Raw genomic sequence first — 21,091 nt, forward strand, 5'->3', positions numbered from 1 at the left:
CAGGATGACGATAGTGACGACGGCCGTCGCGCGACGGACGGCGCGCCCCTCACCGTCGTCGGCACGGGCCGCGCCCGCCCGGTGGCGAGAACGGCGTGTGAGACTCACCCCACCGAGCCCCGACGATCCTCCGCTCGATCGCCCGCAGCGACACCGGCCGACTCGTCATCGGAAGGCCCTCCGGCCCCGGGCTCAGCCGAATCGGCACCTGGACGCATGGACGCAGGCCGCCACCGCGGCGGCGCTGCGCGAAAAGCGGCGCCGAGCAGGGCTACCAGCGCGACAGCAATGCCGCCCACCATCAGGACAGGCGCGGAGGGCAGAAGACCTTCGAGCAGCATGTAGAAGCCGAAGAGCAGGAACAACGCGGCCGCGGTGAGTTGAATCAGCCTCTCGGGCAGGTGTTTCCCCGCCACGGCACCGACCAGGATGGCGAGCGCATCGGCGGCCACCATGCCGAGGGTGGAACCGATCCACACCCCCAACCAGTCGCGGTCGGCAGCCAAGGTGACCGTGGCCAGCATCGTCTTGTCGCCCAACTCAGCCAGCACGAAGGCCGAGGTCACGACGAAGAATGCCGGTGCGGTGGCCTTTTGTGCGCGGGAGGTTTCCTCGTCGGTGAGGCTGTCCCCGCGCAATGTCCACAGCCCGAAGAACACGAAGGCCAGGCCTGCCAGAATGCCGAGCAGATGCGTCGGCAACGCCGCTCCGAGATAGTGGCCGATCGCCACCGACAAGACGTGCACGGCGGTGGTGGCGGCGGTGATGGCCGCGAGTACCACCCACCAGCGGTATCGCAACGCGAACATCATGGCGACCAGTTGGGTCTTGTCACCGAGCTCGGCGATGAATATCACGCCGAAACTCAGCAGTAGCGCGGCTAGCACGAAGCGTCTCCTCGTATCGCTGGCTGCCACAGAAGAACGGGAATTCCTCCGACCGACAGCCCATTGGCTCATGCGGTCGAAGGTCTCGCCCACCGGCATCAGAACCGGTCCGAATCACCGGGCCGCAAGACGATCGGCGGCCAGTATGTCGATGAATCGATTGGGGGCTACTCCCCTTCGCTGCACCGACTATATGCGCCCGAACTCGGGCACGCAACCCTGCGAAGATCAATATGGTTCTGCGCCAATACTTTTGGCTCAGCTATCTGAAAGATTCGGCTGACCGAATCCGTTTTCGGGCAGGGTCCGAACGATCTGATACGCCCCGGCGACGAGGCGACGAGGCGACGAGGCGACGAGGCGACGAGGCGACGAGTTCATGGCACCCACAATTCATCAGGGTGACGGGCGGGACACGCGGCTGGTGGCGCCGCGGTCCAACGGGATTCGAACCGCTTCCGCGCCGGATCATCGCAGCCGGGGCTCGCCTCACCCTCGCAGCGGGGCGTCGGCGAACTCGCGCAACCCGGCACCCGGGTCAACAGCCGCCCGGAAGCCCAGCTGCTGCGCCGCTTTCGCCGGATCTGCGACGATGTGGCGGACGTCGCCGCTGCGGTACTGACCGGTGACGACCGGGCTGATGCCGCCGCGCGCGTCGCACAGGGCGGTCGCGACGTCGAGGATCGACACAGGCCTGCCCGAGCACACGTTGTAGGCGTCGAACCCGGCGGCGCCGGCCCCGGTAGCCTCGGCGGCCGCGACGTTGGCCGCGGCGATGTCGTCGACGTGGACGAAGTCGCGCACCTGGCCGCCGTCCTCGAAAACCTTTGGTGCGTCGCCTTTTTCCAGTGAAGACCGGAAGATGGCGGCCACCCCCGAGTACGGGGTGTCGCGTGGCATACCCGGCCCGTAGACGTTGTGGTAGCGCAGCGCGACGACCGACCCGCCCGTCGACTCCGCCCACGCCAGCGCGTAATGCTCCTGGGCGACCTTGCTGGCCGCATACAGGCTGCGCGGGCGCAGCGGGGCGTCCTCGTCGACCAGCACCCAGTCGACCGGCTCGTCGCCGACCGGGCAGCGGTGGTCGAACACCCCGGCATCGAGGTCGGCGCGCCGACGAGGCACCGGATCGACGATTCCGTGCTGCGGGCAGCCGTATCGGCCCTGCCCGTAGACCACCATCGACGACGCCAGCACCAGCCGTCTGCACCCCGCGGCGTACATCTCGGCCAGCAGCACCGTCGTCGCGAAGTCGTTGTGCGACCCGTAGGACGGTGCGTCGGCGGCGTTGACGCCGGCCCCCACCACGGCAGCCTGGTGACAGACGACGTCGACGCCGTGGAGCGCTTCGGCGACGGCATCCGCGTCGCGAACGTCGAGCAGCCGGACGTCCGGCGGAGGCTGGGCGCCGTCACCGTGGGCGGCGGGCAGCATCACGTCGACCCCGACGACCTCGTGTCCGGCGGCGGACAGTTGTGCGCCGATGCGGGTTCCGATGAAACCGGCCGCGCCGGTCAGCAACACCCTCACGGCAGATCGAACGGAAGCTCGACGCCCTGATGGGCAAGGCAGTGCTCGCAGTCCCGCTCGGCGGGCACACCGTCGATGGCCTCGTGCACCAGCTGCTTGAACGGCCCGAGGTTGCGTTCGAACTCGGCGAACACGTCCACCGCACGCACCCCCGTACCCGATTCGATGCCGGCGTCCAGATCGGTGACCAAAGCGATGGCCGCGTAACACATCTCGAGCTCTCGGGCCAGAACCGCCTCCGGGTAGCCGGTCATGTTGATCAGACGGAAACCCTGGTCGGCGAACCAGCGACTTTCCGCGCGGGTGGAGAACCGCGGCCCCTGGACCACCACCATCGCACCGCCGTCCACCACGTCGGGCAACCCGGTGACGGCACTGCGCAGCGTCGGGCAGTACGGGTCGGCGAACCCGACGTGGATGCCGCCGGAATCGAAGTACGTGTCCGACCGTCCCGAGGTGCGGTCGACCAGTTGATCCGGCACCACCATCGCGCCGGGACCGAGTGCGGGATCGAGACTGCCCACTGCGCACGGGCCGAAGATGCGTCGCACGCCCAGCGCGCGCAGCGCCCACATGTTGGCGCGGTACGGCACGGTGTGCGGCGAGAATTCGTGGCTGGAGCCGTGCCGCGGCAGGAACGCCACCTCGTGGTCCCCGACGGTGCCGACGGTGATCGGCGCGCTCGGCGGCCCGTAGGGGGTGTCGAGGCTGACGGCGCGGGCATCAGCACCGAAGAACGTGTAGAAACCGCTACCACCGATCACTCCCAGCATCCGCCCATTGTGGTTCATCGCCCACCGGCGGTGTGCAGGCGCCACGCATGACGGTGTTGTGACAGCAGCGCGCGACACTGGATTGCCCCGGCGATCGCTGAGAGGCTGCACGCGGCCCGTCTGTGCCCAACCGAGAGGTTTCCTCCTGCGTCCCCGCCCGCCTACCTGGCTCGCGCTGCTCGTCGGCGCGTGCGGCGTCCTCGCCGCACTCGTGCTGCCGGCGGCCCCTGTGTTCAGCGAGAGCGTCACGCTGTCCTGGCCGGCCGCCGGGCAGCCGGCACGTTCGACGACGGCCCTGGTGGTGCCCTACCGCCCGGCCGAGCTGACCGCCCAGATCCCCTGCTCGGCGCTCGCGGCGGGCGAACCGCGCACCGTGCTGGCGACCGGGCCCACCGACGACGGCATGACGGTCACCGCAGGCCCCGGCGGTGCGCTGCTGCGCGCCGACGACGTCGAACTGCCGATCGCGGGCGGACCGGGCCCGCAGTGCACCGCGGTGCTGCACGCCGGGCCGGCCGGCTGGGCGGTGACCGGCGGTGACGGCATCACGGTCCGCGCCGGCGGCCCCGTGCCGCAGGTGTTCGGCTTCCGCACCGAGCTGCCCACCGCGGGCGGGTTGAGCGTCACCGTGCGGGTCGGCACCCCGTTCGCGACGAGCCCGACCGCGGTCAAGCTGGTGCTGGTCGCGCTGCAGGTGGTTGCGGTGCTGACTGCGCTGTGGCTGCTCGGGTGCCGCCTGCGCAAACCGCGCCGGCCCCGGCCCGGCAGGCTCTGGTGGATCGACGCGGCCGTGGTGGGCGTGCTGGCCGGGTGGGCGGTGATCGGGCCGCTGGCGGTCGACGACGGCTGGGCGACGACGATCGCGCGCAACCTGGCCGCCACCGGGGAGGCCGGCAACTACTACCGGTGGTGGAACGCGCCGGAGGTGCCGTTCGCGTTGAGCCAGCAGCTGCTGGCTCCGCTCACCGAGATCAGCCTGGCTCCGCTGTGGCTGCGGCTGCCGAGCACGGCGCTCGCGGTGGCCACCTGGTTCGTGCTGACCCGGGGTGTGCTGGCCGCCGCGCTGCCCGGGGCGGCCCGCCTGCCGTGGGTGCGTGGCACCGCCGCGGTACTGCTGCTGGCGTCCTGGCTGCCGTTCAACCTCGGGGTCCGCCCGGAGAGCTACATCGCGCTCGGTCTGTGCGCGGTGCTGGCACTGGCGTGGCGGGCCCGCACCCGCGCCGGGGTCGCCGTCACCGTGCTGGTGGCCGCGGTCACCGTGCCGATCAGCCCGACCGCCGCGCTGCTCGCCGCGCCGCTGGCGGTGTTCGCGCCGAGGATGTGGTCGGTACTGCGCCGGGCCGCGGCGTCGCGCGCGGCGCTGAGCGCCGATGTGCTGCTGCTGTGCTGCGTGGCGGCGCTGAGCGTGACGCTGATCTTCGCCGACCAGACGTGGTCGGCGCTGGTGACAGCGACCGACTGGCACCGCGACTTCGGCCCGAACCTGCCCTGGTACTCCGAACCCGAACGCTGGGCCAACCTGCTCAGCGGCGACCAGCAGGGCAGCGCCGCCAAGCGGGTGGCTCCGCTGCTGGCGGTGGCGATGCTGCCCGTCGTGGCCGGCCTGGCGTGGTCGGGCCGCACGGTGGTGCAGCGCTCGGCGCGGCGGCTGGCTGTGGTGGTGCTGCTGCTCGCCGCCGCCTACGCGGTGGTGCCGTCGAAGTGGTCGTACCACCTGGGTGCCGCCGCCGGTGTGCTGGCGGCGTTCCTGACCGTCGCGGTGGTGCTGATCAGCCGACAGCCGCCGGGGCGGCGCGGCGCGCTGGCCGCCGTGGCGCTGCCGACCGCCGCGGCCGCGTGGGCGTTCACCGGGCCCAACGCGTGGTGGCAGTCCACGGTGTACGACGTGCCGTGGGCCTCCGGGCCCATCCGGCCCGCCGGGGTGCCGCTGGACAACCCGCTGGTGTGGCTGGCCGTCGCCGTTGTCGTGGCGCTGCTCGCCCGACGCCGGGCGCCCGCACTGATGATCCTCACCGCCGCGCTGACGTCGGTGGCGGTGCTGCTCGGATCCTTCGTCGCCGCGCCGTTGCGCCGCGCCGAGGGGTCTCTGGCGCTGGCCAATCTGCACCGGCTCACCGGCGAGCGGGTGTGCGGGCTCGCCGACGACGTCGAGGTGCTGCTCGACGGTGCGGTCCTCGACCCGCTCGACGGCCGCTCGCACGTTCCGGGCGGTTTCCCGCCCGCCGCGCCGCCCCCGGATGCGCCCGGCACGGCGAGCGCGTCCTACGTGTGGGGCACCTATCAGGACACCGACGACGACGCCGAGGCTGGCACCGATGGTGCTGCGACGGTACTGACCAGGTGGTTCACCCTGCCCCCGCTGACCGAGGGCCAAGGCCTGACGGTGTCGGTGGCCGGCCGCACCGACGACGGCAACGCGCTGGCCTTCGAATTCGGCGGCGCCGACGGTGCCGTCCTGGGCACCCGCGCCCCGGTGGACCGCCCGGCGCCCGGCGAGGATCCGGCCCACCCGCTGTGGCGGTCGATCGGGGTGGACGCCGAAGCGATCCCCGCCGGTGCGGACCGGGTGCGCATCGCCGCGCTCGACGACCGGACCGACGCGTGGGGCTGGCTGGCGTTCACCGGGCCGAGGCTGCGGTCGGCGGTCGCGCTCAACGACTTCCTGGCCGGACGCTCGCCGGTGCTGCTCAGCTGGCCGCAGGGCTTCCTGTTCCCGTGTATCCGGGACATCCCGCGGGTGGCCGCCGGGGTGGCGCAGACTCCGGGCGCCGTCATCGAATCACCGCGGCCGTTTTTCCTCGAAGACCGCGCCCAGGCCATCGGCGGTACCTTCGCCGGGCTGGCCCTCTACGGAGACCTGCGGGAGGTGTCCGGCAGGCTGCGCGGTCACCCCGACGTCGACTGGGGCACAGTGCTCGTCGCCGATCCGGCCACCTCGCGCGACGCCTACGACCTGACCACCACCCGCGACGTCCGATGGGGCTTTGACCGGCCGTGACAGACTGAGCCGCGTGGCCAGCATTGCCCAGTGGGTCGAAGGAGCACGTCCCCGCACGCTGCCGAACGCGATCGCCCCGGTGATCGCCGGAACCGGCGCCGCGGCCTGGCTGGAGGCCGCGTCGTGGTGGAAAGCTCTGCTGGCCATGCTGGTCGCGGTCGGCATGATCGTCGGCGTCAACTACGCCAACGACTACTCCGACGGTATCCGCGGGACCGACGACGTGCGGTCCGGCCCGCTGCGCCTGGTCGGCTCACGGCTCGCGGCGCCGCGGTCGGTACTGGTGGCCGCGGTCCTGGCACTGGCCGTGGGCGCCGTGGCCGGGGTGGCGCTGGCGTGGGTGTCGGCGCCGTGGCTGATCGCGGTCGGCGCGGTGTGCATCGCCGGCGCCTGGCTCTACACCGGCGGCTCCCGGCCCTACGGCTATCTGGGTTTCGGCGAGATCGCGGTGTTCGTCTTCTTCGGTCTGGTCGCGGTGCTGGGCACCCAGTACACACAGGCGCTGCGCGTCGACTGGGTCGGTGTGACGCTGGCAGTCGCCACCGGATGTCTGTCCTCGGCGGTGCTGGTGGCCAACAATCTGCGCGACATCCCCACCGACGCCCAGACCGGCAAGATCACGCTGGCGGTCCGGCTCGGGGACGCCCGCACCCGGCTGCTGTTCCAGGCGCTGATGGTGCTGCCCTTCGCGCTGACGCTGGTGCTGATGTTCGCCACCCCCTGGTGCGCGGCCGGGCTCGTCGCGCTGCCGCTGGCGGTGCGCGCGACCACACCGGTGCGGCGGGGATCGGGCGGCCGGGAGCTGATCCCGGTGCTGCGTGACACCGGGCTGACGATGCTGGTGTGGGCGGTCGCGGTGGCGATACCGCTCGCGCTGGCCTGACCCGACCGGGCGCCGCACGACGCTGCGCCCGGTTTGCGCCCCCGACCGGCGTGGTACTTAGCGCGGATGACCGCAGCGCCGCTCCCCCGCCCGCCCGGGGTGTCCGACGATGACGTCCGTGCTGCTCAGCGCACCGTCGCGGCGTTGAGCGCGGCGTTCTCCGCCAAGGTCGTGGGGCAGGAGCACCTGCGCGAATCGCTGTTGATCGGATTGCTCAGCGGCGGCCACATCCTCATCGAGAGCGTGCCCGGACTGGCGAAGACGACCGCCGCGCGGGTCATCGCCGACGCCATCGACGGCGAGTTCCGGCGCATCCAGTGCACTCCGGACCTGCTGCCCAGCGACATCGTCGGCACCCAGATCTATGACGCCGCGCGGGCGTCGTTCGTCACCCAGCTCGGACCGGTGCACGCCAACATCGTGCTGCTCGACGAAATCAACCGGTCCAGTGCCAAGACTCAGAGCGCCATGCTCGAGGCGATGGAGGAACGCCAGACCACGGTCGCGGGCACCGTCTACCCCATCCCGGAACCGTTTCTCGTCATCGCCACCCAGAACCCGGTCGACCAGGAGGGCACCTACCCGCTCTCGGAGGCACAGACCGACCGCTTCCTGCTCAAGGACATCGTCGGCTACCCGTCCCCGGAACAGGAGGTCGAGGTCCTCAGCCGCCGCGACGCCGGTCTCTACGACAAAGGACACCGCGCACGGCCGGTCGCCACCCTCGATGACGTCCGCCGGGTGCAGCGCGTCGTCGCCGACGTCTACCTCAGCCGCGAGCTGATGCTCTACGCCAGCCACCTCGTCGCGGTCACCCGGGAACCGGCCAAACACCTGCCCGCGCAGGTGGCGCGGCTGGTGGAGTACGGCGCCAGCCCGCGCGCCACCATCGCGCTGTGCACCGCGGCACGCGCGCTGGCACTGCTGTCCGGGCGCGCGCACGTGATTCCCGACGACATCGCCGACCTCGCCCATCGGGTACTGCAACACCGGCTCATCCTCGGCTTCGAGGCCGCCGGCGCCGGCCTCACTCCGGCCGTGGTGATCGACGCCGCGCTGGACGCGGTACGGGTGCCCTGATCGGCGGCCCCGGTGGGTAAGCACCTCAACGCGGTCAAGCGCCGCTTCGGCACCGACACCCGCGGCCTGCTCGACGGTGGCCGCTACGCACTGCTGCACACGCGCAGCATGGAATTCGACGAGCTGCGACCCTACGTGCCCGGTGACGATGTCCGCGACATCGACTGGAAGGCCTCAGCCCGGTCGGGTTCGGTGCTGATCAAGCGCTTCGTCACCGAGAAACACCACAAGATCCTGCTCGTCGCCGATGCCGGGCAGAACATGGCGGCGCTGGCCCCGGGGGGAGAACGCAAGAGCACGGTCGCGGGAAACGTGCTGGGCGCGATCGGGCTGATCGCCCTGGGCCGCAGCGATCAGCTCGCCATGGTCTACGGCGACGGCCGCGGCAGCCTCAACATCGGGCTCAGCCGGGGCGAGACCCAGGTCGAGCGCATCCTCACCCACTACCACGACCACGCTGTGGCTGCCCGCGGCCCCAGTGACATCTGCTGCCAACTGGATTATGTGGCAACGCATTACCGGCATCGGATGCTGGTCGTCGTGGTCTCTGACGAGCCCGAACCCGACACCCGCCTCGACGAGCTGACCGCCAGGCTGGTTTCCCGCCACGACGTGATGTGGGCGATGGTCGCCGACATGCCCGCGACCGCCGCCGGGGACCGCGGCGGCTTCGACATCGCCACCGGACGGCCCGTCCACGCGCTGGCCGCGGGCGACCGGCGGGTCATCGCCGCGTATCGCCGCGCCGAACAGGCTCGCGCGCAACGCCTCACCGAGTTCCTGACGGCACGATCCATCGCGCACGCCACGCTCACCGGCAGCGCGGATCTGCGCCGGGCGATCGTGGACATGACCGGGGTGTGGTCGCGTGCCGGATGACCTGCTGGAGTTCGTCAGCGGACCGCCCGGCTACTCGCCGGTGTGGTTGTGGCTGGGGCTGGCCCTGGTCCTTGCGGTGATCATCTGGTACGCCGTGGTTTTCGTGGCAACCCTGCCCTCGCACCGGCTGAGGGCCATCCCGGCCGTGCGGCACGTGCACGCCCGGGTGTTGCGGCACCGCTTCCTGCGCTCGGTGCGCCGGATCACCGACTCGCACCGGCGCGGCGAGCTGTCCGACCCGGAGGCCGGCGCCGCCCTTGCTCGCGCGCTTCGCAGCTTTCTGCACCAGGCCACCGGCCGGCGCGCCCAGTACATGCAGCTGCGCGCCGTCGCCGACGGTGAGCTGGCCGCGGCGGCACCGGTGCTCAGCGCGCTCGGTGACGCGCAGTTCAACCGCGCCTCGACCACCGATCTCGACCGACTCGGTAGGCAGACCGAAGAATTGATCCGCTCATGGCCCTGATGTGGTGGCCGGTCGCGATTCTCGGGGTGCTGTGCCTTCTCGGCACGGTCGCGCTGGCCGTCCTGATCCCGACGCGACGCTCCCCCGGCGACGGGCTGGCGCTGGCCAACACCAGCCGGTTGTCCCGGCTGCCCGAGTACCGCGCGGTGCTGGCCGCGCGGACCCGCTCCACGGCGATGGTCCTGGCGGTCCTGCTGGTGCTGTTCGGCGCCACGCTGGTGGCCAGCGCACGCCCCAGCACCACCACCGACCAGGACGCCGACTCGCGCGAGGACATCATGCTCTGCGTCGCCGAACCCGCGACCAGCGAGGCCACCGGCCGGTTCCTGAGCTACTTCGCGCGTCAGGCCGGCAACTACAGCGTCACCGGGATCGGTCTGACCTCCCCCAACCGCCGGGTGGTCCCGTTGACCCGTGACTACCAGTTCGCCGCCGAACAATTCGGCGACTACGCGCAGATCTCGCAGAACCCCTCGGCGCCACCTCCGGCGCAGCCGCTGAGCGCCCCCGTCGAGTACACCGACTACGCGCCGACGGTGGCTGATGTCCTCGCTCTGTGCCTCAACGGCTTTCCGGGATTCCCCGCCTCCGGCGACACCGACAGGTCGGTGCTCTACCTCGGACCGGGCGAACTGCGGGACCCGGGCGACGATCGTCCGTCGCTGTTCACCGACGCGCAGGTCGCCGACATGGCACGCGACGCCGGGGTACGCATCGACGCCCTCGCCACCGCCGGACGTCCGACCGGCGCACTGGCCGCCGCGGCCGAGCAGACCGGCGGGTTGTTCCTGCGGTACGACCCGGCCGCGGTCACCGGTCAACTCGACCAGATCCGCGCCGCGCAGCAAGCCCGCGGCACGGAGGAACAGCGCACGGATGCCCCGGTCGTCGTGCTGATCGCCGCGCTCATGCTGACCGCTCTGCTCGGGATTTCGTTGCTGGCGGTTCGGCGGTGACGTTCGACCCGGTGCTTCCCCCCGTCGCGCTGGCCGCGCTTGCGGCGGTGATCCTCGCGCTGCGCGCCGTGGTGCTGCGTCCGGCGACGCGGTCCGGCCGGTGGGGCGTGCTGCGCTGGGCCGCGACGACCGGCGCGCTGATGCTGGTGGTGCTGGCCGCAGCCCGCCCGGGGGTCGACGCCGCGGCCGAGCGCACCGCAGACCATGCCGGGGCGTCCGGGGCGAACGTGTTCTTCGTCGTCGACCTGTCAGCGGACTCCGCGATCGCGGACATCGGAGGGGCCACCCGGATGTCGGCCATCCGCGAGGACATCGATGCGTTGACGGCCGCGCACGAGGATGCCCGCTTCGGTGTCATCACCTTCACCTCGCGACCCGCGGTGGCCTGGCCGCTGTCCGGTGACGCCTGGAGCCTGCGACCCCTCGTCGACACCCTCTCCCCGGCGGCCGGCCCGGCCGCGGCCGCCGACCAGGCCAACGCGGCGGCGGCCGCCAATGTCCTGCGCTACCAGCTGATCGCCGCCCGCCAGCGCTATCCGCAGGCCGAGGAGTTGGTGTATTACTTCGGTTCCGGGGCAGCACAATCCACCTCGCCGCAGAGCAGGTTCGCCGCCGAAGCGGTCGACGGAGGCGCGGTGTTCGGCTACGACGGAGGCGACGGTGCCGCGCGGCTGCGGGCCATCTCCGACCAGCTCGGCGTGCCCTACGTCGACCGCGCCGCCGGGGACCCGGTGCGGGCCGCTGAGACCGGGTCGGCGGACGCCGCGACTCTCACCGAGTCGCGACCGCGCACCGAGTACTACTGGGTGCTGACATCGCTGGCCTCGGCGCTGCTGCTGATCGAGATCGGCTTGACGGTGCGGGATCTGCGCCGCACCCGGCTGAGCGACCGGGCGGGACGGTGACCGCGTGATGACACCCGCCCCGAAACCCGCCCGGCTGAGGCTGCGGCGGCGCCTGCTCGTCCTGTCGGCCGCGCCGGCGCTGATCATGCTGCTGGTCGCCGCGAAGCTCATCTCCGTGGTCGTGGCCGGCAACGCCGCGCAACGCCATTACGACTCCGGCGACATCGGCGCGCTCGACGACGATGTCGCCATCCTGCAGGTGTTCGACGTCATCGAACCCGCCAACGCTGCGTTCGCCGCGGGTGCGCTGGCCGTGCTCGACGACCGCCTCGAGGTCGCCGACGCCCAGTTCTCCGAGGCGCTGGCACGCACCGACCAACCGCACACCTGCCCCGCCCGCGTCAACCTCGTGCTGGTCCGGGAGCGCCGCGCGGACATCGACGCCTGGGAAGCGAGGCTCGACAGCGCCCGCACTCAGTACCTCAGCGCGCTGGAGGTGCTGGCCGACGCGCCCGCCGGGTGCTTCGCCGGAAACCAGGACGCCGACCCGCCACGGCGCGCGATCCGCGCGGAGACGGCCGCGCGGATCGAGGCCAAGCTGCGCAACCTCGGCACCGCCGCGCCGCCGCCACCGGTTTCCCCACCGCCGGCGGCGGCGGCGCTTCCCGCTGCGCCACCACCGGTGGCCGCGCCCGGCACCGACGATCCGGCCGAACCACGTCAACTCGATCCCACCGAAGGCGACCCGATGGAGGTGCTGCGCAGACTGCTGCGCGACGCCGCCGGTTAACTCGATGAACAGGCCCAGTACTCGACGATCCGCCCGTCTCGAACGCGCAGGATGTCGTTGCCGGCGAACAGCACCGGCCCACGTTCGCGGGCACCCGTGCCGATCCACCGGGCCGCGAGCATGTCGCCGTTGGCGAACGGATCGACGTCGACGTAGAACTCCAACTCGCGAAACATCGCGCGTGTCTCGTCCACCATCGACTGCAGTTCGGCCGGGCCGTGCACGTCGCGGGTCGGCCAGTGCCCCACGAAATCGTCGGAGACGAGTTCGGCGGCCACCGGCTCCCCGGCCCACAGTTCGTCGATCCAGCGTCGGTACAACTGGACGGCGCTGCGCTCGGCCGTCCCCCGCGTCATGACCTGTTGGCTGTCCATCACCGAGGGTTACCCACATCACATTTCCGGTATGCAGGTCACCGGCGGTCCGACCGCTGTCCGGCAACCGCATCGCTGTGGCAGGCGTCGTTACTGGTCGTCGGCCCGCACGCCCGACGGCGCTCAGCCGCGCGGCGTGACGTCACCCCCGGCGTCACCGCCGTCCCCAGCCCGATCGCCGGCACCGCCGTCCCCAGCCTGATCGACGGGGGTCTCACCCCTCAGCCGCGCGCGAAGCTGCTCACGGTCGCGGCGGCGGCGCTCGTCCACCGCGGCGATGCTGGCGGTGGCCCGTCGCCGCAACGGGGTGAACACCCACATGCCCAACGGGAGCGCGATGACGATCGCGAACAACAGGGCCACCACGACCGGGACGGCGACTCCGATCAGATACCCGAGACCCACGATCACCGCCGTGACGGCAGCCACCAGTGCCAGCCGCGCTGCGGCGTAGGTGAAAACGTCGATGAACAGGCGTGATCCAGGCTGTCGGTCAGACACGATCCGAGCCTACCGAGGACGCGTATATTGACAGGAAGGAGGTTTTTAGTGGCGTATCTACTCCTGATTCTCGTCCTGGCCGTACTGGTGTATGTCGGCTGGCGGATCACCCGGACGGCGGCGAACCGCCCGCGGACCCGGGTGATCGGACCTGACGACGATCCGGACTTTCTGCGGCGCATCAATCCGCGGGACGACCAACCCCGGTCCTGACGGAACGCGACCGCGCACAACGCGCGGCGGCCCTCAACCCGCCGTGTCGTGGGGGCGTCGAGCCCTCGGAAACCCTGCTCCTGGAAAGCCTTGTGCCACGGTCGCGGCCAAGTCCAGCAGGGCGTCGCGGGTGTCCGGCTTCAACCGGTCGAGGCTGATCTCGGCGCCCTCTTCGAGGTGCGCGTCGAAGGGCACCTGACGCACCGAGCGGCAGCGTCGGGTGAAGTGGTCCACCACCTTGTCCAGATCGACTTTCCCGCCGCGCCGGCCCGGCCGCCCGCGTACCCCGTTGACCACCGCGATCGCGTTGCGCACCAGATCTTCACGGCCGTGCGCGTCGAGCCAGTCCAGCGTCGCCGAGGCGCTGCGGGCCCCGTCGACCGACCCGGAACTGATCACCAGCAGCACGTCGGCGCGGTCGAGCACCGCCGTCATCGCCGAGTGCAGCATGCCGGTGCCGCAATCGGTGAGCACCAGACTGTAGAACCGCTCCAGGACCTCCAGCGTGTCGTGGTAGTCCTGGGAGCTGAATGCCTCCGACACCGCCGGGTCGCTCTCGGAGGCGAGGACCTCCAGTCGGCTGGGCCCCTGGGAGGTGTAGCGCCGCACGTCGCTGTAGGCGTGAATGCCCTCGGCGTCGCGCAGCAGGTGCCGGACCGTGGCCGGCGTCTGCAGCGGCACCTTCTGGTTGAGCGTCCCGCGGTCGGGGTTGGCATCCACCGCGATCACCCGGTCGCCCCGGGCCTCGGCGAACGTGGCGCCCAGCGATGCGGTGATCGTCGTCTTGCCCACCCCGCCCTTCTGCGACAGCACCGCGATCCGGTAGCAGTCGCGCAGCGGGGTCTGCGCCTGGGCCAGCAAGGTGTCGTGGCGAAGCACCTTGGGGCTCTCCCCGGGATCGATCAGCCGCCCGGACGCCACGTAGAGCCATTTCCGCCAGCCCGCCGACGGGCCCCGCTTGCCCTTGCCGAGCAGCGCCACGGTCGACAGGTCCAGAAACGGTGCCGGGTCCGCACCGGTCTCCGGCAGGTCAGGTGCCGGCGCGGACGGCGCAGGCACACCCTGCGGCGGGGTGGGGGCCGTCCACTCGGCGGGGACCGGAGCCATCGGATCGGTGAACCGTTGCTGGGCGCGGAACCCCCCGGACAGCTCGGAGCCCGACGGCCCAGACGCTGGAAACTCGGACACGCCCGGCCTCCTCGTGCGGTCGATCAGCCCACCCCGGCATAGGAGTGCAGACCGACGGTGACCAGATTGATGAAGAACAGGTTGAACACCATCGCGACGAAGCCGACGATGTTGATCCAGGCCGCCTTGCGGTCCCGCCATCCGGCTGTGGAACGCGCATGCAGGTAGGCCGCGTACACGACCCACGCGATGAACGAGACCGTCTCCTTGGGGTCCCAGCCCCAGTACCGCCCCCAGGCCTCCTCAGCCCAGATCGCGCCGAAGATCACGCCGAACCCGAACACCGGGAACGCGAAGATCGTTGTCCGGTAGGCGATCCGGTCCAGCGTCTGGGCATCCGGCAGCTTGGACACGATGCGGCCGGCGAGGTCGGTGCGTCCGGGCTGCCCCAGCCGGGACATCTTCACCAGGAACAGGATGCTGGCCACGCCCGCCACCAGGAACACCCCCGAACCCAGGCTGACCACCGAGACGTGGATCGGCAACCAGTACGACTGCAGCGCCGGCATCACCGGCGCCGCGTGCGAGTACAGCCAGCGACCCGACACCGTCAGCAGGATCAGCACCGGCACCAGCACGAACACCCACAGCGAGCGGTACTGCGGCCTGCGCAGCACCACCGCGGCCGCCACCAGACCGCAGAAGCAGGTCAGGTTGATGAACTCGTACATGTTGCCCCACGGCACCCGCGAGGTGGACAGGCCGCGCAGGACGATGCAGCCCAGCAGCAGCGCGATCCCGACGTAGACCAGGGCCACCCCGGACGTCCCGATCCGTTCGTCGAAGGGACGCCGCGGGGCGTCGGTCACGACACCAGGGGTGACGCTGTCCGGGGTGACCGCGCCGGACCCGGCGGTGACGAGTTCGCGGGACTCGGCGCGGCGGCTGCGGCTGTAGGCCAGTTCGACCGCCAACAACAGCAGCGCACCGACGAGGACCAGCACCGAAGACGTGAACGCCCAGTCGGAGTATCGGGCCAATCCGAGGTCGATGGTGGTGCTCATGAATGCTCTGCCTTCTTCTGTTGCCGTTCCGGACGCCGGGCCCGCTCCGCCGACTGCATGGTGGACAGCACACGCTCCGTCAGCCGCTCGAACTCGTCGCCCCAGCCGGAGTTGTCGGTCCGGGCCAGACCACCGAACTCGACGTTCACCGTACCTTCCGGGCCTGGCACCAGCCGCAACCAGACGCGTCGACGTCGCACGATGAGCGACACCAGTAGCCCGCCCATCATGGTCATCGCGAACACCAGCACCCAGATCTGGGCCGGATCGTGGGACACCTGCAGGTTCACGAACGGCGTCGCGCCGTCGAAGCGCACCACGGTCCCGTCGTCGAGGCGGGTGTCCTGACCTTCGCGCAGGTTGACCCGGGCCACCTTGGTCAGCCGACCCTGGTCGATCATCCGGGGATCTAGCGAGAACAGCGACTGGGGCCGGCCCGTGTCCAGCCCGGTGTCACCGCGGTAGATGTCCACGGCCACGGCCGGATCGTTCATCGCGGGAAAGCTGGAAGACAACAGCGTGCCGTCGAGCTGCTCGGTCGGTGCGAACAGGCCCTGGATGGCGATCTGGTTCTGCCGACGCTGCCACTCGTCGGAGTAGGTGCCGCCCGGCGGGTCGAACCGCATCGCCCCCGACGACAGCATCGTGATCTGATCCTCGGGGCGCCACTGCAGCGTCTGCGTGCGGGTCTGGCCGTCGGGGAACGTCACGGTGAACGTCGGCGCGTACCCGTGTCCCTGCAGATAGACGCGATCCCCGCCGACCCGGAGCGGCTCGTTGACCTTCAGCAGGTACGACTGCCAACCGCCGGAGGCGAGGTCGTCGCCGGCCTGGTACTCGATGTCGGCCTGATAGGACACGGCCTGCCCGGAATCCAGATAGGTGGCCTGGAAGTCGTTGACCCGCACGCACATCGGGTACAGCGACGTGCCGTCGACGGTGTTGCCCGCGCGGAACGAGTCGAACGCCGCCGGTGACGCCGAGCAGAACCCTGGCCCGCCGTCGGCGACGACGATGACGTTGCCCTCGTAGCTGAACATCTTGCCCGCGGCGATGGCGACCAGCAGACCCAGCAGCGAGAAGTGGAAGACGATGTTGCCGAACTCGCGCAGATACCCCTTCTCGGCGGAGATCTCTGTACCGGATGTCGCCGCCGGGGCGGCTCCGGTGCCGGATGTCGCCGCCGGGGCGGCTCCGGCCATTGAGCCCTCCCGGCGGGTGACCTTGCGCCAGCCCCGCAGCTCACCCTCGGCGGCCACGACCAGCGCCGGGATGTCGTCGGCATCGCCGGCGACCTCGCCGGTGTGGTGCTTGGGCAGCCTGCCCAGGTTGCGCGGTGCGGGCACCGGGGTGGCACGCAGGCTGCGGACGTGCTCGACCATCCGCGGGGTCAGGCATCCCACCAGCGAGATGAACAGCAGCACGTAGATGGCGGTGAACCAGAAGCTGGAGAACACGTCGAAGGCCTGCACCCGGTCCAGCCACGGTCCGAGCGCGGGGTGCTCGGCGATGTACTCGGCGACCTTGGCCTCGTTGAGGTTGCGTTGCGGCAGCAACGCCCCGGGAATGGCGGCCAGCGCCAACAGGAACAGCAGCACCAGCGCCGTGCCCATCGAGGTCAGGGTGCGCCAGGTGCTGCGCAGCAGCGCGACGGGGCGGGCCATCAGATCGGCAGCCTGACGTCGGAGACGAACGCGTCGCGCACCCAGGACACGAACTCGTTCCACAGGCCGCTCACCAGGGCGGCGCCGACCAGGATCAGCAGCACCCCGCCGAAGACCTGGATCGCGCGAGTGTGGCGGCGCAGCCAGCCCAGCCCGGACACCGCGCGCGCCGAACCGAAGGCCAGCAGCACGAACGGGATGCCCAGCCCCAGGCAGTAGGCCAGCACCAGCGCCACCCCGCGGGCGACGTTGCTGCCCTCGGTGGCCGAGGCCACCGCGATCACGCCGGTCAGCGTGGGGCCCAGGCACGGCGTCCAGCCCAGTGCGAACACCGCACCGAGCAGCGGCGCCCCGCCCAGTGTGGAGATCTGACGCGGCGCGAACCGGGTGTCGCGCTGCAGTGCGGGCACCAGCCCGATGAACACCAGACCCATGAAGATCGTGATCACACCGCCGATACGTTGCAGCAGAAGCTGATTGGTGATCAAGGTGGTCGTCATGCCGAGCACCGCGACGGTGCCGAGGACGAACACCGCGGTGAAGCCCGCCACGAACAGCGCCGCCGCCCCGGCCACCCGCAGCCGCGCTCCGCGCACCGCCACCCGGCTGTCGGCCGGCGCGGCGGCCGACCCGTCCACCCCGACCACCGCCGCGAGATAGGACAGGTAACCGGGCACCAGCGGAACCACGCACGGCGACGCGAACGACACCAGCCCGGCCAGCACACTGACCAGCGCGGCCAGCAGCAGCGGACCGCCCGTGGTCAGTTGGTCGAGCTGATCGGGGTTCACTGTTCGGCCGCCAGGCGTTCGACGACGGGCTGCAGGTCCTCAGCGAGCAGTTCCCGCAGGAACACCGCCGCGACCCGGTGCTGGCGGTCGAGCACCACGGTGGACGGGATCACCGTCGTGGGATAGCGCCCCCCGAACGCGATCATCGTGCGCATCGCCGGGTCGTAGATGGACGGAAACGTCACGCCGCGATCGACGACGAAGTCACGCGGCGCGTCGATGTTGTTGTCGCGCACGTCGATCCCGAGGAACGCGACGCCCTGGTCGCGGGTCGCCTCGTAGACCTGCTGCAGTTGCGAGATCTCGGTGCGGCAGGGGGCACACCACTGGCCCCACACGTTGATGACGACGACCTGGCCGGCGAAGTCGTCGAGCGAGATGGTGCGGTCGGTGTCCATCAGATCCGGTCCCGACAGTGGGCCGGGCCGGCCCCGATCCTCCGGCGGGTCGTAGAAGATGTCGGTCTGTCCGCCGGGGGCGACGAACTCGAACGTGCCACCTTGGGCGACCGCGTCGCTGCCGGTGGAGCAGCCGGTCAACGCGGCCACGGCCATCACCACAGCCACGCACGCCGTCACCAGCGTGCGCCCGCGGGGCGCCGGCGACCTCACTGCCCGGACAACTCCGCGTACCCCCACCCCACGCAGGCGTCGTCGTGGAAGTAGAACGACGTCACCGAGGCCAGGTTGCACATCCGTTTGGTCGGGAAGTGGTGCAGCGCAGCGCCGGTCATGGCCCGTCGCAGCGTCTCGACCGGCAGCTGGTGGCTGACACACACGGCCTCGTGCCCGGCGGCGTCGGCCCGGGCCCGCAGCACCGCGCGCGTCATCCGCGCGGCGATCTGACGGTAGGGTTCACCCCAGGACGGGGTCCGCGGGTTGCGCAGATGCCACCAGTTGCGGGGGTCGCGCAACGCTCCGTCGCCCGGCGAGACCTTCTGCCCCTGGAAGACGTTGGTGGACTCGATCAGTTCGTCATCGGTGCCGACCACCAGCCCGTGCCGCTGCGCGATCGGCGCCGCGGTCTCCTGGGCGCGTTCGAGCGGTGAGGCCACCACATGGGTGATGTCGCGGGCTGCCAGCCAGCCGGCGACGGCCTGCGCCTGGGCGCGACCCCGCTCGGAGAGGTGGTAGTCGGGCAGGCGGCCGTAGAGGATCTTGTCCGGGTTGTACACCTCGCCGTGGCGCATCACGTGCACCACTGTCTGTTCGGTCATGCCGGCTCCGTGGCCAGCGCCGCAGCGCGCGCGGCGCCCGGCAGCGCCGCGGCGATGTGGTCGAACGCGTCGTCGTCCAGCGCCGCCGACACGAACCACGCCTCGAAGGCGCTCGGCGGGGCGTACACACCGGCGTCGAGCAGGCCGTGGAAGAACGCCGGGAAGCGCCAGGTGTCGGTGGACCGCGCGGACGCGAAGTCGACGACCGGCTCGTCGGAGAAGAACACGCTGAACATGTTGCCTGCGCGCGAAATCCGGTGAGCGACACCGGCGGCGCTGAGCGCCTCGGTGATGAGTCCGGTGAGCCGGTCGGCGTTGGCGTCGAGCTTGGCGTACACGTCGGCGTCGGCGGCGCGCAGCGTGGCCAGCCCGGCGGCCATCGCCACCGGATTCCCGGACAGCGTGCCCGCCTGGTACACCGGGCCCAGTGGGGCCAGGCGCCCCATCACCTCGGCGCGGCCGCCGAACGCGGCCGCCGGCAGCCCGCCGCTCATCACCTTGCCGAACGTGAACAGATCGGCCTCGACCGGTTCCAGGCCGTACCACCCCGAGCGGCTGACCCGGAACCCGGTCATCACCTCGTCGACGACCAGCAGGGCCCCGTGCGCGGCGGTGATGCGGCGCAGCGCGTCGTTGAAGCCGGGCAGCGGCGGCACCGCGCCCATGTTGCCCGGGCTGGCCTCGGTGATCAGGCAGGCGATCTCGTCGCCGAACCGCTCGAAGACGTCCTCGACGGCGGCCACATTGTTGTAGGGCACCACGATGGTGTCGGCGGCTGCGGCGCCGGTCACCCCCGGCGAGGAGGGCAGCCCCAGGGTGGCCACCCCCGAGCCGGCGTCGGCCAGCAACGCGTCGCTGTGACCGTGGTAGCACCCGGCGAACTTCACGATCTTGGCCCGGCCGGTGTACCCGCGGGCCAGCCGGATCGCGCTCATCGTGGCTTCGGTGCCGGAGTTGACCAGCCTCAGCTTCTCGACCGGACCGACCCGGTCGACGATCTCGCGGGCCAGTTCGGACTCCGAGGGTGTCGGTGCGCCGAACGACAACCCGTCGACGGCGACCCGCTGCACCGCCTCGACGACGGCCGGGTGCGCGTGACCCAGGATCATCGGCCCCCACGAGCACACCAGGTCGACGTAGCGGTTGTCGTCGGCGTCGGTGAGCCAGCAGCCCTTGGCCGAGGTGATGAACCGGGGGGTGCCGCCCACCGAGGCGAAGGCCCGCACCGGCGAGTTCACCCCGCCCGGGATGACGTCACAGGCCTCGGCGAACAACTTGGCCGACATGTCGGTACTGCTCATGGCACCAGTGTCCCAGCCACCGCCAATTCGTCCACTACAGGGTGTAGTGGGTGTGCGCTCACACGGTCGGGGTGAGCGCGAAGACCGGGTGGTCGGCGTCGTCCGGCAGTTTGCGCCAGTACCCCTCGACCACCTTGCCGGCCAGTGGCCGGTAGGCGGCCAGGATGCGGCCGCGGTGTTCGACCGGGACCTCGTTGGCGACGTAGCGGGCGCCGTTGACCTCGACGTTCGGGTGGGCGCGGACATTCTTCACCCAGTCCGACTCGCCGCGCGTGGACACCAGATATCTGACCCCGTCGACCTCGGGGACGACGACGGGGATGCGCTGGGGGCCTCCGCTGCGGCGGGTGACCGTCAACGTCTGGGTGCCGCTCAACCCCGTCGCCATCGCGACCCGGTTGAACACCCGGGCCGTGAACCACGGCGGCTTGAGGTAGGCCACACCGAGGAGTTTGATGGATGGCATGCAACTGCCGCAATGGCTGGCGCGGTTCAATCGGCACGTCACGAACCCCATCCAGCGGATGTGGGCGGGGTGGGCGCCGACGATGGGCATCCTCACCCACGTCGGGCGGCGCTCCGGGCGGCCCTACCGCACCCCGCTGACGGTGTTCAGCACCCGGGACGGGGTGGCTGTGCTGCTGACCTACGGCCCGGACCGGGACTGGCTGAAGAACATCACCGCCGCCGGCGGGGGCACGATGCGCCGCCACGGCCGGAGCTTCCCGGTGACCGACCCTCACTGGTGGACGATC

The 21,091-nt window shown here is 71.1% G+C and carries 23 protein-coding genes; 10 read left to right on the forward strand and 13 right to left on the reverse strand.

Features of this window, described 5'->3' with window-relative positions; all coding sequences use genetic code 11:
* Positions 1 to 104 precede the first annotated feature (104 nt).
* From J3476_RS08580 to J3476_RS08590, 3 genes are all read right to left on the reverse strand, one after another.
* Positions 105 to 887, reverse strand: a complete 783-nt coding sequence (locus tag J3476_RS08580) for a TMEM165/GDT1 family protein (protein WP_207066086.1) — start codon at positions 885 to 887, stop codon at positions 105 to 107.
* A 489-nt stretch (positions 888 to 1,376) separates the two neighbouring features.
* On the reverse strand, positions 1,377 to 2,417 hold the full coding sequence (locus J3476_RS08585) for an NAD-dependent epimerase/dehydratase family protein (protein WP_207066055.1): 1,041 nt from the start codon (positions 2,415 to 2,417) through the stop codon (positions 1,377 to 1,379).
* Positions 2,414 to 3,190 carry an S-methyl-5'-thioadenosine phosphorylase gene (locus J3476_RS08590; RefSeq protein ID WP_207066056.1) on the reverse strand — a complete coding sequence of 259 codons (777 nt, stop codon included), beginning with the start codon at positions 3,188 to 3,190 and terminating at the stop codon, positions 2,414 to 2,416. Before J3476_RS08590 ends, J3476_RS08585 begins: the two co-directional genes overlap by 4 nt.
* A gap of 229 nt (positions 3,191 to 3,419) precedes the next feature.
* Here J3476_RS08590 and J3476_RS08595 point away from each other — a divergent pair, with 229 nt between their 5' ends.
* The 8 genes from J3476_RS08595 (at position 3,420) to J3476_RS08630 (ending at position 12,084) form a co-directional block, all read left to right on the forward strand.
* On the forward strand, positions 3,420 to 6,188 hold the full coding sequence (locus J3476_RS08595) for an arabinosyltransferase domain-containing protein (RefSeq protein WP_207066057.1): 2,769 nt from the start codon (positions 3,420 to 3,422) through the stop codon (positions 6,186 to 6,188).
* A 13-nt stretch (positions 6,189 to 6,201) separates the two neighbouring features.
* Positions 6,202 to 7,071, forward strand: a complete 870-nt coding sequence (locus J3476_RS08600; RefSeq protein ID WP_207066058.1) for a 1,4-dihydroxy-2-naphthoate polyprenyltransferase — start codon at positions 6,202 to 6,204, stop codon at positions 7,069 to 7,071.
* 66 nt (positions 7,072 to 7,137) lie between these two features.
* On the forward strand, positions 7,138 to 8,151 hold the full coding sequence (locus J3476_RS08605) for a MoxR family ATPase (protein ID WP_207066059.1): 1,014 nt from the start codon (positions 7,138 to 7,140) through the stop codon (positions 8,149 to 8,151).
* Between the two features lie 12 nt (positions 8,152 to 8,163).
* Positions 8,164 to 9,030, forward strand: coding sequence for a DUF58 domain-containing protein (locus J3476_RS08610; RefSeq protein ID WP_207066060.1), 867 nt, complete (start codon positions 8,164 to 8,166; stop codon positions 9,028 to 9,030).
* Positions 9,020 to 9,493 (forward strand): hypothetical protein, encoded by a 474-nt coding sequence (locus J3476_RS08615; protein WP_207066061.1) that lies wholly within the window; start codon positions 9,020 to 9,022, stop codon positions 9,491 to 9,493. The genes J3476_RS08610 and J3476_RS08615 overlap by 11 nt, the downstream gene beginning before the upstream one ends.
* Positions 9,484 to 10,449 (forward strand): hypothetical protein, encoded by a 966-nt coding sequence (locus J3476_RS08620; RefSeq protein WP_207066062.1) that lies wholly within the window; start codon positions 9,484 to 9,486, stop codon positions 10,447 to 10,449. Before J3476_RS08615 ends, J3476_RS08620 begins: the two co-directional genes overlap by 10 nt.
* Positions 10,446 to 11,354 carry a VWA domain-containing protein gene (locus tag J3476_RS08625; RefSeq protein WP_207066063.1) on the forward strand — a complete coding sequence of 303 codons (909 nt, stop codon included), beginning with the start codon at positions 10,446 to 10,448 and terminating at the stop codon, positions 11,352 to 11,354. Before J3476_RS08620 ends, J3476_RS08625 begins: the two co-directional genes overlap by 4 nt.
* Before the next feature lie 7 nt (positions 11,355 to 11,361).
* The gene (locus J3476_RS08630) at positions 11,362 to 12,084 is read left to right on the forward strand and encodes a hypothetical protein (RefSeq protein ID WP_207066064.1); all 723 of its coding nucleotides are present in this window, start codon (positions 11,362 to 11,364) and stop codon (positions 12,082 to 12,084) included.
* Here the strand turns inward: J3476_RS08630 and J3476_RS08635 are convergent.
* Positions 12,081 to 12,458, reverse strand: coding sequence for an ester cyclase (locus J3476_RS08635; protein ID WP_286182765.1), 378 nt, complete (start codon positions 12,456 to 12,458; stop codon positions 12,081 to 12,083). The genes J3476_RS08630 and J3476_RS08635 overlap by 4 nt on opposite strands.
* A 123-nt stretch (positions 12,459 to 12,581) precedes the next feature.
* The gene (locus J3476_RS08640) at positions 12,582 to 12,959 is read right to left on the reverse strand and encodes a DUF4229 domain-containing protein (protein ID WP_207066065.1); all 378 of its coding nucleotides are present in this window, start codon (positions 12,957 to 12,959) and stop codon (positions 12,582 to 12,584) included.
* A 48-nt stretch (positions 12,960 to 13,007) separates the two neighbouring features.
* Between J3476_RS08640 and J3476_RS08645 the strand changes: the two genes are divergently transcribed.
* Positions 13,008 to 13,172, forward strand: a complete 165-nt coding sequence (locus J3476_RS08645) for a hypothetical protein (RefSeq protein ID WP_207066066.1) — start codon at positions 13,008 to 13,010, stop codon at positions 13,170 to 13,172.
* 33 nt (positions 13,173 to 13,205) lie between these two features.
* Here the strand turns inward: J3476_RS08645 and J3476_RS08650 are convergent, their stop codons facing one another.
* The 8 genes from J3476_RS08650 to J3476_RS08685 all read right to left on the reverse strand — a co-directional run bounded on the left by J3476_RS08650 (position 13,206) and on the right by J3476_RS08685 (position 20,778).
* Positions 13,206 to 14,279 carry a MinD/ParA family protein gene (locus tag J3476_RS08650; RefSeq protein WP_207066088.1) on the reverse strand — a complete coding sequence of 358 codons (1,074 nt, stop codon included), beginning with the start codon at positions 14,277 to 14,279 and terminating at the stop codon, positions 13,206 to 13,208.
* 104 nt (positions 14,280 to 14,383) lie between these two features.
* Positions 14,384 to 15,364 carry a c-type cytochrome biogenesis protein CcsB gene (gene ccsB, locus J3476_RS08655; protein WP_207066067.1) on the reverse strand — a complete coding sequence of 327 codons (981 nt, stop codon included), beginning with the start codon at positions 15,362 to 15,364 and terminating at the stop codon, positions 14,384 to 14,386.
* Entirely contained in the window at positions 15,361 to 17,028 is a 1,668-nt protein-coding gene (locus tag J3476_RS08660; protein WP_207066068.1) for a cytochrome c biogenesis protein ResB, read from the reverse strand. The genes ccsB and J3476_RS08660 overlap by 4 nt, the downstream gene beginning before the upstream one ends.
* Entirely contained in the window at positions 17,028 to 17,819 is a 792-nt protein-coding gene (locus tag J3476_RS08665; RefSeq protein ID WP_207066069.1) for a cytochrome c biogenesis CcdA family protein, read from the reverse strand. The genes J3476_RS08660 and J3476_RS08665 overlap by 1 nt, the downstream gene beginning before the upstream one ends.
* Positions 17,816 to 18,373: a TlpA disulfide reductase family protein gene (locus J3476_RS08670; RefSeq protein WP_207066089.1), complete on the reverse strand. Its 558-nt coding sequence runs from the start codon at positions 18,371 to 18,373 to the stop codon at positions 17,816 to 17,818. The genes J3476_RS08665 and J3476_RS08670 overlap by 4 nt, the downstream gene beginning before the upstream one ends.
* Before the next feature lie 53 nt (positions 18,374 to 18,426).
* Complete coding sequence (locus J3476_RS08675) at positions 18,427 to 19,035, reverse strand: histidine phosphatase family protein (protein WP_207066070.1); 609 nt, start codon at positions 19,033 to 19,035, stop codon at positions 18,427 to 18,429.
* Positions 19,032 to 20,336: a glutamate-1-semialdehyde 2,1-aminomutase gene (hemL, locus tag J3476_RS08680; protein WP_207066071.1), complete on the reverse strand. Its 1,305-nt coding sequence runs from the start codon at positions 20,334 to 20,336 to the stop codon at positions 19,032 to 19,034. Before hemL ends, J3476_RS08675 begins: the two co-directional genes overlap by 4 nt.
* Before the next feature lie 58 nt (positions 20,337 to 20,394).
* Entirely contained in the window at positions 20,395 to 20,778 is a 384-nt protein-coding gene (locus tag J3476_RS08685) for a nitroreductase/quinone reductase family protein (protein ID WP_163679848.1), read from the reverse strand.
* Between the two features lie 22 nt (positions 20,779 to 20,800).
* On the opposite strand from J3476_RS08685, the gene J3476_RS08690 reads away from it, so the two are divergent.
* Positions 20,801 to 21,091: nitroreductase family deazaflavin-dependent oxidoreductase (locus J3476_RS08690; protein ID WP_207066090.1), on the forward strand; the 291-nt coding region annotated here is incomplete at its 3' end.

It is taken from the genome of Mycobacterium sp. PO1 (assembly GCF_017312405.1).
GTDB lineage: Bacteria > Actinomycetota > Actinomycetes > Mycobacteriales > Mycobacteriaceae > Mycobacterium.

Bases quoted from the DNA above. Each gene is read 5' to 3' on its own strand.
- J3476_RS08590 (WP_207066056.1), bottom strand. From the start codon at position 3,190: ATGCTGGGAGTGATCGGTGGTAGCGGTTTCTACACGTTCTTCGGTGCT.
- J3476_RS08605 (WP_207066059.1), top strand. From the start codon at position 7,138: ATGACCGCAGCGCCGCTCCCCCGCCCGCCCGGGGTGTCCGACGATGAC.
- J3476_RS08620 (WP_207066062.1), top strand. From the start codon at position 9,484: ATGGCCCTGATGTGGTGGCCGGTCGCGATTCTCGGGGTGCTGTGCCTT.
- J3476_RS08630 (WP_207066064.1), top strand. From the start codon at position 11,362: ATGACACCCGCCCCGAAACCCGCCCGGCTGAGGCTGCGGCGGCGCCTG.
- J3476_RS08635 (WP_286182765.1), bottom strand. From the start codon at position 12,458: ATGGACAGCCAACAGGTCATGACGCGGGGGACGGCCGAGCGCAGCGCC.
- J3476_RS08650 (WP_207066088.1), bottom strand. From the start codon at position 14,279: ATGGCTCCGGTCCCCGCCGAGTGGACGGCCCCCACCCCGCCGCAGGGT.
- ccsB (WP_207066067.1), bottom strand. From the start codon at position 15,364: ATGAGCACCACCATCGACCTCGGATTGGCCCGATACTCCGACTGGGCG.
- J3476_RS08660 (WP_207066068.1), bottom strand. From the start codon at position 17,028: ATGGCCCGCCCCGTCGCGCTGCTGCGCAGCACCTGGCGCACCCTGACC.
- J3476_RS08670 (WP_207066089.1), bottom strand. From the start codon at position 18,373: ATGGCCGTGGCCGCGTTGACCGGCTGCTCCACCGGCAGCGACGCGGTC.
- J3476_RS08675 (WP_207066070.1), bottom strand. From the start codon at position 19,035: ATGACCGAACAGACAGTGGTGCACGTGATGCGCCACGGCGAGGTGTAC.
- hemL (WP_207066071.1), bottom strand. From the start codon at position 20,336: ATGAGCAGTACCGACATGTCGGCCAAGTTGTTCGCCGAGGCCTGTGAC.